Consider the following 12,689-nt stretch of genomic DNA (forward strand, 5'->3'; position numbering starts at 1 on the left):
CGTCGGGCCCGGTCCCGACGGTCCCCGGGACCCTGCCCCGCCCGGCGCCCCCGCCCCGGTACCTGCTCCGCCCGGCATCCCCCGGCATCCTGCTCCGCCCCGGCACCCTTGCGCCGCCCCGGCCGCCCCGGCCGCCGCTGCCGCCTCCGGCCCTACGGGGCCTCCAGCCACCCCTCGTACTCCGCCGCGAAGGCGTCGAGAGCGTCGGTGTCCAGCCGCCCGTCCGGGTCCTCCACGACCACCAGCCACTGGGCGTCCTCGGCGTCGTCCTCACCGGCCAGCGCGTCCCTCAGCACCTGCGGTTCCTCGCCGACGGCGAAGCGGTCGGGGAGTTCTTCGGCCACCTCCCGGGCGGCGTCACGGTCGGGCAGCACCAGTACGTGTCTCACATCGCTCACCCCCGTATTCTCGCCCGCGTTCCACCGTGCCCAAGACCCGGGACCGGGGACCGGGGGCCCGGACCGGGGACCGGGGGCAGGGGCAGGCGGCAGACCGGGCGGGTGGCAGCGGCGGCAGACCGCGCTGTCGGTGGGGCGTGGGATGCTGGACGGCGATGGCCACCAGAAGGAACCCCACCGACGACCCGCTCGCCCCTGTCACGCTCGCCGTGGGCCAGGAGGACCTCCTCCTCGACCGCGCCGTGCAGCAGGTGGTGGCGGCTGCCCGCGCCGCCGACGCCGACACGGACGTCCGCGATCTCGCCTCGGAGCAGTTGCAGCCCGGCACGCTCGCCGAGCTGACCAGCCCGTCCCTCTTCGCCGAGCGGAAGGTGGTGATCGTCCGCAACGCCCACGATCTCTCCGCCGACACCGTGAAGGACGTCAAGGCGTACCTCGACTCCCCGGCCGAGGAGATCACCCTGGTGCTGCTCCACGCGGGCGGCGCCAAGGGCAAGGGCCTGCTGGACGCGGCCCGCAAGGCCGGAGCGCGTGAGGTCGCCTGCCCGAAGACGACGAAGCCGGCCGAGCGGCTCACCTTCGTACGGTCGGAGTTCCGGGCGCTGGGCCGTTCGGCCACCCCCGAGGCGTGCCAGTCCCTGGTGGACTCCATCGGCAGCGACCTGCGGGAGCTGGCGAGCGCCGTCTCCCAGCTCGTCGCGGACGTGGAAGGCACCATCGACGAGGCTGTCGTCGGGCGCTACTACACGGGCCGCGCCGAGGCGTCCTCGTTCACCGTCGCCGACCGGGCGGTCGAAGGGCGGGCGGCCGAGGCCCTGGAGGCGCTGCGCTGGTCGCTGTCGACGGGGGTCGCCCCCGTCCTCATCACCAGCGCTCTCGCCCAGGGGGTCCGGGCCATCGGCAAGCTCTCCTCCGCCAGGGGCGGACGCCCCGCCGACCTGGCCCGCGAGCTGGGCATGCCGCCGTGGAAGATCGACCGGGTACGCCAGCAGATGCGCGGCTGGACCCCGGACGGGATCGCGGCGGCGACCCAGGCCGTGGCCGCCGCCGACGCGGGCGTCAAGGGCGGCGGGGACGACCCGGAGTACGCCCTGGAGAAAGCGGTCGTCGCCGTGGCGCGAGCCGCCCGCGCGGGCCGCTGAGCGCCCGCGCCCGCCGTACATCCACGCCCCCCTCGTACACCCGCGTCCTCGTACGTCCGCGCCGCACACGCGGACACTTCCGCACCGTACAAGCGGACACCTCCGCGCCGCACACGCGGAAAGGCCCCGTTCGTCGCCCCGGGGGAGGGGGACGAACGGGGCCTTTCCGTTCACGCTCTGGTGTGCCGCACCCGCGTGGCGAACGCAGGTTCGGTGTGCGGCACGGGGTGCCGGTCAGGAGCGGGAGAGAGGGCCCGCTGTGTCCGTTCCGGCGATCACATCAGGGTGCTCAGGCGCTGAGGGCGGCAACCTTGGAGGCCAGGGCCGACTTCTTGTTGGCCGCGGCGTTCTTGTGGATGACACCCTTGGAGACGGCCTTGTCGAGCGCGCGGGAAGCGTCGCGAGCGGCCAGGGTGGCCTTCTCGACGTCACCGGCGACGGCAGCCTCACGGGCCTTGCGGATCGCGGTCTTGAGCGACGACTTGACGGCCTTGTTGCGCAGGCGCGCCTTCTCGTTGGTCTTGTTCCGCTTGATCTGGGACTTGATGTTCGCCACGAGAGAGCCTTTTCAGGTTCGTTGGATCTTCTGAGTGCGCCGCGCGTCTCCGCGGTATCACCCAGGGAGCCACGAGGCACAGCTGCCCACGGTACCAGTCACCCTCCTACCGGCCCAAACCCGTGGCTGCGGCCCGGGCGTGGGACGATGGAAGCTACGTATAGATCCGACCCGACCCGACATCGACCCGAGACACGGCGTTCGGCGTCTCAAGAATCAGGACCCTGCGTGCCCGCGACTCCCACCAACGTGCCTGCGCCGAGCCGTACCGACCCGGCGCTGATCCGCAACTTCTGCATCATCGCGCACATCGACCACGGCAAGTCGACCCTTGCCGACCGGATGCTCCAGCTGACGGGCGTGGTCGACCAGCGGCAGATGCGCGCCCAGTACCTCGACCGGATGGACATCGAGCGCGAGCGCGGTATCACCATCAAGTCCCAGGCGGTCCGTCTGCCGTGGGCGCCCACCACGGCGGAGGGCAAGGGCAGCACCCACATCCTCAACATGATCGACACCCCCGGGCACGTGGACTTCACGTACGAGGTGTCGCGTTCGCTCGCCGCCTGCGAGGGCACGATCCTGCTGGTCGACGCGGCCCAGGGCATCGAGGCGCAGACCCTGGCCAACCTCTACCTGGCCATGGAGAACGACCTCACCATCGTTCCGGTGCTGAACAAGATCGACCTTCCGGCGGCGCAGCCCGAGAAGTTCTCGGAGGAGCTGGCGAACCTCATCGGCTGCCAGCCGGAGGACGTCCTCAGGGTCTCGGCGAAGACCGGCGTCGGCGTGGACGCGCTGCTGGACCGGGTGGTCCGCGACGTTCCGGCGCCCGTGGGCAACGCGGACGCCCCCGCCCGCGCGATGATCTTCGACTCGGTCTACGACTCCTACCGCGGTGTCGTCACGTACGTCCGTGTGGTCGACGGCCAGCTCAACAAGCGCGAGCGCATCCGGATGATGTCGACCGGTGCCACGCACGAGCTGCTGGAGATCGGTGTCTCCTCCCCGGAGATGACCCCGGCGGACGGTCTCGGCGTGGGTGAGGTCGGTTACCTCATCACCGGCGTGAAGGACGTCCGCCAGTCCAAGGTCGGTGACACGATCACCTCCCTGAACAACGGCGCCACCGAGGCGCTGGGCGGTTACAAGGACCCGAAGCCGATGGTGTTCTCGGGCCTCTACCCGCTGGACGGCTCGGACTACCCGGACCTGCGCGAGGCCCTGGACAAGCTCCAGCTCAACGACGCGGCCCTGGTCTACGAGCCGGAGACCTCCGCCGCGCTCGGCTTCGGTTTCCGGGTGGGCTTCCTCGGCCTGCTCCACCTCGACGTGATCCGTGAGCGCCTGGAGCGCGAGTTCGGTCTCGACCTCATCGCCACCGCACCGAACGTGGTGTACCGGGTGACGATGGAGGACGGCACCGAGCACACCGTCACCAACCCGAGCGAGTTCCCCGAGGGCAAGATCGACTCGGTGCACGAGCCGGTCGTCCGGGCCACTGTCCTCGCGCCCAGCGAGTTCATCGGCGCGATCATGGAGCTCTGCCAGAACCGGCGCGGCACCCTGATCGGCATGGACTACCTCTCCGAGGACCGGGTGGAGATCCGCTACACCCTGCCGCTCGCCGAGATCGTCTTCGACTTCTTCGACCAGCTGAAGTCGAAGACCCGCGGGTACGCCTCGCTCGACTACGAGCCCACCGGCGAGCAGTCGGCGCAGCTCGTCAAGGTCGACATCCTGCTGCACGGCGACAAGGTGGACGCGTTCTCCGCCGTCACCCACAAGGACAAGGCGTACGCGTACGGTGTGCGGCTCGTCGCCAAGCTGCAGAAGCTCATCCCCCGGCAGAACTTCGAGGTGCCGATCCAGGCGGCCATCGGCTCCCGGGTCATCGCCCGTGAGACCGTCCGCGCCATCCGCAAGGACGTCCTCGCCAAGTGCTACGGCGGTGACATCTCCCGTAAGCGGAAGCTGCTGGAGAAGCAGAAGGAAGGCAAGAAGCGGATGAAGATGGTCGGCAACGTCGAGGTGCCGCAGGACGCGTTCATCGCGGTCCTGTCCACCGACGATTCCGGCGCCGAGGCCAAGAGCAAGAAGTAGCCCCGCCCCGCGGCCCCGCCGGCCGCGGCATCTCCGCGTTCGACGCGTCACACGTTCGGGCCCCTGTTCCTCCGCACAGCGCGGAGGGCGGGGGCCCGTTCGTTATCAACCGGCGGCCCGTGGCCCCTTACGCGGACACCGGGCGCGCTTTACCCTGATCACGGCTCGGTTAGTTACTCGCCAGTTAAGCAAGCCGGTGGCGAGCCGGCCGTGCGGTCGGTGGTGAGCCGGCCGGGCAGGGCGGGAACAGTCGAGCGAGCGGGACGAGCAGGACGCGCGGTGGATCAGGATCACGCGCAGAGCGGGAACGAGAAGCAAGCAGACACAGCAGGATCACCAAGCGGCCGGTCGTAGTGATGCCGCAGGCCCGGAGGACGTCGTGAGCGACACACCACAGACCCTGATCGACAACCGACCGCCCTCCGTGGCGCATCTCTTCATCGAGCGGGTGGCCGCCACGCCGGACGGTGAGGCGTACCGCTACCCGGTGCCCTCGTCCACGGGCGAGGGGCCGGACGAGTGGAAGTCGCTGACCTGGGGAGAGTCCGCCGAACGGGTCTACGCCATCGCGGCGGGCCTGATCGCGCTCGGCGTGCGGCCCGAGGAGCGGGTCGCGCTCGCGTCCTCCACCCGGGTCGAGTGGATCCTCGCCGACCTGGGCGTGATGTGCGCCGGGGCCGCGACGACCACGGTCTACCCCTCCACCAACACCGAGGAGTCCGCCTTCATCCTGGCCGACTCCGAGAGCCGGGTGCTGATCGCGGAGGATGCGGCCCAGGTCGCGAAGGCCCGCGAGGCCCGGGACGAGCTGCCCGACCTCACCCGTGTCGTCGTCATCGACCCGGCCGCCGCCGAGCCCGCCGAGGGCGACCCCGAGGGGTGGCTGCTGACCCTCGCCGAGCTGGAGGCGCGGGGCACCGCGTACCTGGCGGAGCACCCGGAGGCCGTCGAGGAGCGGGTGGCGGCCATCGCCGCCGACCAGCTGGCCACCCTGATCTACACCTCCGGCACCACCGGGCGGCCCAAGGGCGTGCGGCTGCCGCACGACAACTGGTCGTACATGGCCAAGGCCATCCCGGCGAGCGGGCTGGTCAGCACGGAGGACGTCCAGTACCTCTGGCTGCCGCTCGCGCACGTCTTCGGCAAGGTGCTGATCTCCGGCCAGATCGAGGTCGGTCACGTCACCGCCGTCGACGGCCGGGTCGACAAGATCATCGAGAACCTTCCGGTGGTCCGCCCCACCTACATGGCGGCCGTCCCGCGCATCTTCGAGAAGGTCTACAACGGCGTCGCCGCGAAGGCCCGCGCCGGCGGCGGGGCCAAGTACAAGATCTTCCAGTGGTCGGTGGGCGTCGCCCGCGAGTACGCCAAGGTCTCGCAGGACAACTTCCGCCGTACGGGCACCGCCTCCGTCCCCTTCACCCTCGCCGCCAAGCACCGGACCGCGGACGCCCTCGTCTTCGCGAAGATCCGCGAGGCGTTCGGCGGCCGGCTGCGCGCCTGCGTCTCCGGCTCGGCCGCCCTCGCCCCGGACATCGGCTACTTCTTCGCCGGAGCGGGCGTGCACATCCTGGAGGGGTACGGCCTCACCGAGTCCAGCGCCGCCTCCTTCTGCAACCCGGGCGAGGCCTACCGCACCGGCACCGTCGGCAAGCCGCTCCCCGGTACCGAGGTCCGCATCGCCGACGACGGCGAGGTGCTGCTGCGCGGCCCCGGCATCATGCAGGGCTACCACCGGCTCCCGGACAAGTCGGCCGAGGTGCTGGAGTCCGACGGCTGGCTGCACACCGGCGACATCGGCGAACTCTCCGTCGACGGGTACCTGAGCATCACGGACCGGAAGAAGGACCTGATCAAGACCTCGGGCGGCAAGTACGTCGCGCCGGCCGAGGTCGAGGGCCAGTTCAAGGCGGTCTGCCCGTTCGTCTCCAACATCCTGGTGCACGGCGCGGACCGGAACTTCTGCACCGCGCTCATCGCCCTGGACGAGCCCGCGATCCTCGGCTGGGCGGCCGAGAACGGCCTGGACGGCAGGTCGTACGCCGAAGTGGTGGCCGCCCCGCAGACCGTTGAGCTCATCGAGGGCTACGTCAAGGAGCTCAACGGGGGACTTCAGCGGTGGCAGACCATCAAGAAGTTCCGCCTCCTCCCGCGTGATCTGGACATCGAACACGGCGAGCTGACGCCCAGCCTCAAGCTGAAGCGGCCGGTTGTCGAGCGCGCCTACAAGTCGCTGATCGAGGACATGTACGCGGGGACGCGCGAGGCCTGAGCGCGGGCGGCGCGGGGGCCGGGGGCGCGGGGCCGGGGCGGTACGGCGGACGGCCGTGCCGCCCCGCGCTCCTTCCGGGGCCGTTCCCGCGCTTCCTCCGGGGCCGCCCCGCGCTCCTTCCGGGGCCGTTCCCGCGCTTCCTCCGGGGCCGCCCCGCGCTCCTTCCGGGGCCGCCCCGCGCTCTCCTTCCGGGCTGCTCCTCGACCGGCGCGCCCTCCGGCCGACCCTCCGGCGGGCGCGTCGGGCCGGATCCGCCGCGCCGTGGCCGCGCTCCCCGCTGCCTACGCCATGCGCCCGCCGTGCGCCCCGGCGTGCGACCCGCGCGGGGTTGGCGTGTATTCCTTCTCCCAGTTCGGTAACTCCGTGCGCCTGTGCACGGTCGGTCTGTCACTCTGTCGTGTGTCGGCGGCGTTTCGAGATCCGGAGGAGCCGCACCGTGGGGCCAATTCCACTGCAACGGGCCACCATTCACCGGCCGGGTGGCACCGACGCGGACCGGGCGGGCGGAACCCCGCTCGTCAGTACGACCAGCCTGCCCGCGACACCGCAGTCCCCCTCCGGGGCCCGCCGGTTCGTCCGCGCCGTGCTGGCCGAGTGGGCCGGGCTCGGGGTGCCGGCCGCCGTGGGGTTCAGCGACCGGCTCGCCGACGACCTGGTGAACGTCGCCAGCGAGCTGGTCACCAACGCCGTGGTGCACGCCGGGACCGTGGTCGACGTGCTGGTGCGCCTGGAGCACGCGACCGGCGAGGAACCCGCCGCCCTGGTCCTGGAGGTCACCGACCACCACCCGGCCCGCGCGACCGGGGAAGAGGCCGGGGACCCGGCCACCGCGCCCAAGGCGCTCCCCGGCGCGGGCGCGGCCACCCCGCCCGCCGTCACCGCCGCCACGGCCACCGTCACCGCTCCCGCTCCCGGGGCGCCCGGCGCCTTCGACCCGTACGGTCTGGCCGAGTACGGGCGCGGGCTCGACCTCGTCGCCGCGCTCTCCGTCGCCTGGGGCATCACCTACCGGACCGGGCACAAGACCGTCTGGGCCCGGCTCCCCGTGGACGACTGGGGCGCCGGCGCGCCGGCCTGCCCGGACACCCCGGTCGAGCACCGGCAGGGCGCCGAGCCCGCGGCGGCTGCGTCCGGCCACCCGGTCCTGGTGCCCCCGCAGCCCGCCGCGGACCACTTGGTGGCCGCCGCTCCGCCGGGGGCGCGCGACGACAGCGTCTGGGACCGGCAGGGTGCGCTCGCCTTCCTCGCGGAGGCCTCCGACCTGCTCACCGGCCAGCTCGACGAGGAGCTGGTGGCGACGATAGCGGGCCGGATGCTCGTCCCCCGGCTGGTCGACTGGTGCGCGATCTGGCTGGACGAGGAGGGCTCGGGCGCTCCGGGCGCACCCCGTCTCACCCGGGTGCGGCACGGCGAGGAGCCGGGCGCGGGTCCGCTGGGCGGGGCGCTGGAGAGCGAACCGTTGCTGCCGGGCGGCGCCGGACCGGGGCCCGTGCCGCTGCCCTGGCCGCCCGGCGGACGGGAGCCGGGCGCCCACGACGGGGCCGCCCTCGCCTGCCGCATCACGGCGGGCGGACGCACGCTCGGCACCGTGCTCGTCGGCCGCGACCACGACTCCGGCGCCGAGCTGCCCGAGGCCGTGGTCCGGGTCGTGGAGGACTTCGTGCGCCGCCTCGGGCAGGCGGTCGGCGCCGCCCGCGCCTACACCCGGCAGGCCACCATCAGCCGCATCCTCCAGCGCGGACTGCTGCCCAACAAGGTCGCCGACATCCCCGGCATGAGCAGCGCCGTCGTCTACGAGCCCAGCGACGACGGCGTGGTCGGAGGCGATTTCTACGACATCTTCCCGTGCCCGAAGAGCCGCTGGTGCTTCGTCCTCGGCGACGTCCAGGGCAGCGGCCCGGAGGCGGCGGTGGTGACCGGTCTGGCCCGGCCCTGGCTCCGGCTGCTGTCCCGCGAGGGCTTCGGGGTCGGCGAGGTGCTGGACCGGCTGAACCGGCTGCTGCTGGACGACGCCATGGAGGCCGCCGAGGCCGCCGCCCTGATGGTCGCGGCGGCGGGCGGGCAGCAGCTGACGGACGCCGGGCAGTCCCGGTTCCTGTCGCTGCTCTACGGCGAGGTCGTCCCGCTCCCCGGCGGCGGTGCCCGGTGCACGGTGGCCAGCGCGGGCCACCCGCTGCCGCTGCTGCTCCGCCCGGACGGCACGGTGCGCCCGGTCGCCGAGCCGCAGGTGCTGCTCGGGGTGGTGGAGGACGTGGCGTACGAGAGCCAGAGCTTCGTCCTGGAGCCGGGCGACAGCCTGCTCTGTGTCACCGACGGGGTCACCGAGCGGCGGTCCGGCTCTGCGCTCTTCGACGACGGCGACGGCCTCTCCCGGGCCCTCGCGACCTGCGCCGGGCGGAGCGCGTCGCAGGTCGCGGAGGAGATCCGCCGGGCCGTGCACGGCTTCTCCGAGCTGCCGCCGGACGACGACGTGGCGCTGCTGGTGCTGCGCGCCGACTGAGCGGCCGGGACCGGGTGATCCCGGCAGCCCGTCGGCTCACTCCTGGCCGGCGGGCTCCTCGGTGGTGCGGGAGTCGGTGAGGGTGAGCGCACCGGCTGCCGAGATCAGGCCGACGACGACCGCCAGCACGGCGTAGGTGATCCGCTCGCCGTGGAAGAACGAGGCCACCAGGGTGCCGCTCCAGGTGCCCGCGGGCAGCTGGGTGGTGACCAGCGCGGCGATCAGGGTGCCGACCACCGCGGTGCCGATGCTGCTTCCGACCTCCTGGGCGGTGTCGTTGAGCGCCGTACCGATCGACGTGCGGTTGGCGGGCATCGCGTCGACGAGGGCGATGGCGCAGATGGTCATGACGGTGCGCAGTCCGATGGTCATCACGACCATGCAGACCGCGATGGCGGCGTACCCGTGGCTGACGCCCCAGGACAGGCCGGCGAGGGAGCCGGCCAGGCAGGCCGCGCCGACCAGGCAGGCGACGCGGTGGCCGAACCGTCCCGCGAGCCATTCGGAGAGCGGAGTCGCGGCGATCATGGTCACGATGAGCGGCAGGTTGGCCAGGCCGGCCCGGACGGGGCTCCACCCGTAGGCGTACTGGAAGTGGAGGATCAGCCCGAACATCACCGCGGCCATCGCGATGGCCGTGCCGATCTGCGCGAGGGCGGCGCCGCGGACCGTGCCGCCGGCGAAGAGGCGGAGGTCCAGCATGGGTGCGGCGCTGCGGCGTTCGCGCACCACGAACGCGAGGCCCGCCGCGAGGGCGCCGAGGACCGAGGCGAACGTGGCGGCGGAGAGCCAGCCGTGTTCGACGCCGCTGGTCAGCGCGTAGCAGGCGAGGCCGATGGTGGCGACGCTCAGCGCGGCACCGGGCAGGTCGAGCTTGTCGCGGGTCAGGTCCTCGGGGCGGTCGGCCGGGACGCCGAGGCGGACGCCGACGGCGGCGATCAGCGCGATCGGAGCGTTGACGAGCAGCAGCCACTGCCACCGCGCGTGGGCCAGGGCGGTGCCGCCCAGCAGGGGGCCGAGGACGAAACCGGACATGCCGACGGTGATCATCAACGTCATCGCGCGCATCCGCAGCGCCTTGTCGTCGAAGAGCCGGAAGACCAGCGAGTTGGTGATGGGGGCCATCGCCGCCGCGGCGATGCCGAGGCCGGCCCGCAGGGCGATGAGCTCGCCCGAGGTGCTGACCGCGGCGACGCCCAGGCTCAGCAGGCCGAACACCGCCAGGCCCACCAGCAGCACCCGTCGGCGTCCGAGCCGGTCGGCCATCGATCCCGCCGTCAGCAGCAGGCCGCCGAAGGTCAGGGAGTACGCGCCGGTGACCCATTGGAGCGCGGTCGTGCCGCTGCCGAGGTCGCGGCCGATCGTGGGGAGCGCGATCGACAGCAGGGTGTTGTCGACCATCTCGACGAAGAAGGCCAGGCAGAGCGCGGCCAGCGGGATCCAGGCCGCCCGCAGGGACGGATAGGTGCGCGACGCCTCGGGCGGCGCGGGGGCGGTCGTGGTCATGGCGGGGCCTCCACACGGAACGTCACCGTTGTCGAACGATGTTCTATAGAACGGTGTTCCAAGATAGAACCACGTTCGAGAAGATGGCAAGCTGTGATTGGATGTGGACCATGACAGGCCCGCGCCCCCGACCCGCCGACCGTCCCGCACGCGGACGCCGGCGCGGGTCGCACTCCATCGAGACCGTCCTGTCCGCAGCCGTGGACCTGCTCGACGAGTCGGGCGAGCCGGCGCTGACCCTGCGCGCCCTCGCGGCCCGGCTCGGCACCGGCGTCGGCAGCATCTACTGGTACGTCTCCGGCAAGCACGACCTGCTCGACCGCGCCATCGACCACGTGCTCTCCGGCGTGCTGACCGCCGTCGAGGCGCAGCCCCGCACCGACGACGCGATCGACGACCTGCGCGTGATGGCTTTCACACTGTTCGACGCGATCGTGGACCGGCCGTGGCTGGGCGCGCACTTCATGCGCACCGCCGTCGTCCGCGGCAATTCGCTGCGGCTCTACGAGATGCTGGGCGAGCAGACGCTCCGGCTCGACCTCACCCCGCGCCAGCGGTTCCACGCCGTGTCGGCGATCGTGAGCGTGGTGGTCGGCAGCGCCGCCGACATGGGGCAGGAGCCGCCCCCGGAAGTGCTCGACGGTTCCGTTGACCGCGACGAGTTCCTCGGCCGTTTCGCCGACACGTGGCGGTCCCTCCCCGCCGAGGAGTTCCCGTTCGTGCGCGACATCGTCGAGGAGTTCGACGGGCACGACGACAAGGAACAGTTCCTCGCCGCCTTGGAGCTGAGCCTGGCGGGCCTGCGCCTCCAGGCCGGGGCCTGACACCAAGGAGTCTCCCGGGCCCGGCCGGCGGTTCCGCGCCCCGCCGCGGGTGCCCCGCCGCGGGTGCCCCGCCCCGGGTGCCCCGCCCCGGGTGGGACCCGTGTGGCCGGGGCCACTCCGACGGCGAGCGACAATGGACCCCATGCCTTCCGTACTGCCCGATGGTGAGCCCGTGCCCGACGACGGGGCGCTGCCCCGCCATGCCCTGGAAGGCGCCGCCGACCGCCCCCTCGGCTTCTACCTGCACGTTCCGTACTGCGCGACCCGCTGCGGCTACTGCGACTTCAACACCTACACCGCCACCGAGCTGCGCGGTTCCGGCGGTGCCCTGGCCTCCCGCGACAACTACGCGGCCCACCTCGTCGAGGAGGTCCGCCAGGCCCGCAAGGTCCTCGGCGACGACCCGCGCCCGGTGCGCACGGTCTTCGTCGGCGGGGGGACGCCCACCCTGCTGGCCGCCGCCGACCTGGTCCGGATGCTCGCGGCGATCCGCGACGAGTTCGGACTCGCCCCGGACGCGGAGATCACCACCGAGGCCAACCCGGAGTCGGTGAACCCGGACTATCTGGCCCAACTGCGCGCGGGCGGCTTCAACCGGATCTCCTTCGGCATGCAGAGCGCCAGGCAGCACGTGCTGAAGATCCTCGACCGCACCCACACCCCGGGCCGCCCCGAGGCCTGTGTCGCCGAGGCCAGGAAGGCCGGGTTCGACCACGTCAACCTGGACCTGATCTACGGCACCCCCGGCGAGTCGGACGACGACTGGCGGGCCTCCCTGGACGCGGCGATCGGCGCCGGTCCCGACCACGTCTCGGCGTACGCGCTGATCGTGGAGGAGGGCACCCAGCTGGCCCGCCGCATCCGGCGCGGCGAGGTCCCGATGACCGACGACGACGTGCACGCCGACCGGTACCTGATCGCCGACGAGGCGATGGCCGCCGCGGGCTTCTCCTGGTACGAGGTGTCGAACTGGGCCCGCACCCCCGAGGGCCGCTGCCTGCACAACGAGCTGTACTGGCGCGGCGCCGACTGGTGGGGCGCCGGACCCGGCGCGCACAGCCACGTCGGCGGGGTGCGCTGGTGGAACGTGAAGCACCCGGGGGCGTACGCCCAGGCGCTCTCCGAGGGCCGCTCACCGGGCGCGGGCCGGGAGATCCTCTCCGCCGAGGACCGCCGCGTCGAACGCGTCCTGCTGGAGCTCCGGCTCCGCGAGGGCTGCCCGCTCTCCCTGCTCAAGCCGGACGGCCTCGCCGCCTCCCGCCGCGTCCTCGGCGAGGGCCTGCTGGAGCCGGGACCGTACGAGGAGGGCCGCGCGGTCCTCACCCTGCGCGGGCGCCTGCTCGCCGACGCGGTCGTGCGCGACCTGGTCGACTGAGGCCGAAGCCGAA

Annotated in this window: 9 protein-coding genes; 6 read left to right on the plus strand and 3 right to left on the minus strand. The window is 72.7% G+C overall.

Annotated features, from left to right (window positions below):
- Positions 1-152 precede the first annotated feature (152 nt).
- A complete protein-coding gene (locus ACFWEE_RS24120) occupies positions 153-398 on the minus strand; it encodes a hypothetical protein (RefSeq protein WP_386892027.1) in 246 nt (81 codons plus the stop codon).
- Positions 399-553: 155 nt separating this feature from the next.
- Here ACFWEE_RS24120 and holA point away from each other — a divergent pair, with 155 nt between their 5' ends.
- On the plus strand, positions 554-1,540 hold the full coding sequence (holA, locus tag ACFWEE_RS24125; RefSeq protein WP_386892028.1) for a DNA polymerase III subunit delta: 987 nt from the start codon (positions 554-556) through the stop codon (positions 1,538-1,540).
- Positions 1,541-1,829: 289 nt separating this feature from the next.
- On the opposite strand, the gene rpsT is transcribed toward holA, so the two are convergent.
- The gene (gene rpsT / locus ACFWEE_RS24130; RefSeq protein WP_386892030.1) at positions 1,830-2,096 is read right to left on the minus strand and encodes a 30S ribosomal protein S20; all 267 of its coding nucleotides are present in this window, start codon (positions 2,094-2,096) and stop codon (positions 1,830-1,832) included.
- 228 nt (positions 2,097-2,324) lie between these two features.
- On the opposite strand from rpsT, the gene lepA reads away from it, so the two are divergent.
- The 3 genes from lepA (at position 2,325) to ACFWEE_RS24145 (ending at position 8,971) form a co-directional block, all read left to right on the plus strand.
- Positions 2,325-4,199 (plus strand): translation elongation factor 4, encoded by a 1,875-nt coding sequence (gene lepA / locus ACFWEE_RS24135; protein WP_386892032.1) that lies wholly within the window; start codon positions 2,325-2,327, stop codon positions 4,197-4,199.
- Between the two features lie 379 nt (positions 4,200-4,578).
- Positions 4,579-6,471 (plus strand): AMP-dependent synthetase/ligase, encoded by a 1,893-nt coding sequence (locus ACFWEE_RS24140; RefSeq protein ID WP_386892034.1) that lies wholly within the window; start codon positions 4,579-4,581, stop codon positions 6,469-6,471.
- A 436-nt stretch (positions 6,472-6,907) separates the two neighbouring features.
- The gene (locus ACFWEE_RS24145) at positions 6,908-8,971 is read left to right on the plus strand and encodes a SpoIIE family protein phosphatase (RefSeq protein ID WP_386892035.1); all 2,064 of its coding nucleotides are present in this window, start codon (positions 6,908-6,910) and stop codon (positions 8,969-8,971) included.
- A 36-nt stretch (positions 8,972-9,007) separates the two neighbouring features.
- Here ACFWEE_RS24145 and ACFWEE_RS24150 read toward each other — a convergent pair whose 3' ends face one another.
- On the minus strand, positions 9,008-10,477 hold the full coding sequence (locus tag ACFWEE_RS24150) for an MFS transporter (RefSeq protein ID WP_386892036.1): 1,470 nt from the start codon (positions 10,475-10,477) through the stop codon (positions 9,008-9,010).
- Positions 10,478-10,653: 176 nt separating this feature from the next.
- Here ACFWEE_RS24150 and ACFWEE_RS24155 point away from each other — a divergent pair, with 176 nt between their 5' ends.
- The gene (locus ACFWEE_RS24155) at positions 10,654-11,301 is read left to right on the plus strand and encodes a TetR/AcrR family transcriptional regulator (RefSeq protein ID WP_386892138.1); all 648 of its coding nucleotides are present in this window, start codon (positions 10,654-10,656) and stop codon (positions 11,299-11,301) included.
- 142 nt (positions 11,302-11,443) lie between these two features.
- Entirely contained in the window at positions 11,444-12,676 is a 1,233-nt protein-coding gene (gene hemW, locus ACFWEE_RS24160) for a radical SAM family heme chaperone HemW (protein ID WP_386892037.1), read from the plus strand.
- The last annotated feature ends 13 nt before the right edge of the window (positions 12,677-12,689 follow it).

The sequence above is a fragment of the Streptomyces sp. NPDC060184 genome, assembly GCF_042728795.1.
Classification (GTDB): domain Bacteria; phylum Actinomycetota; class Actinomycetes; order Streptomycetales; family Streptomycetaceae; genus Streptomyces.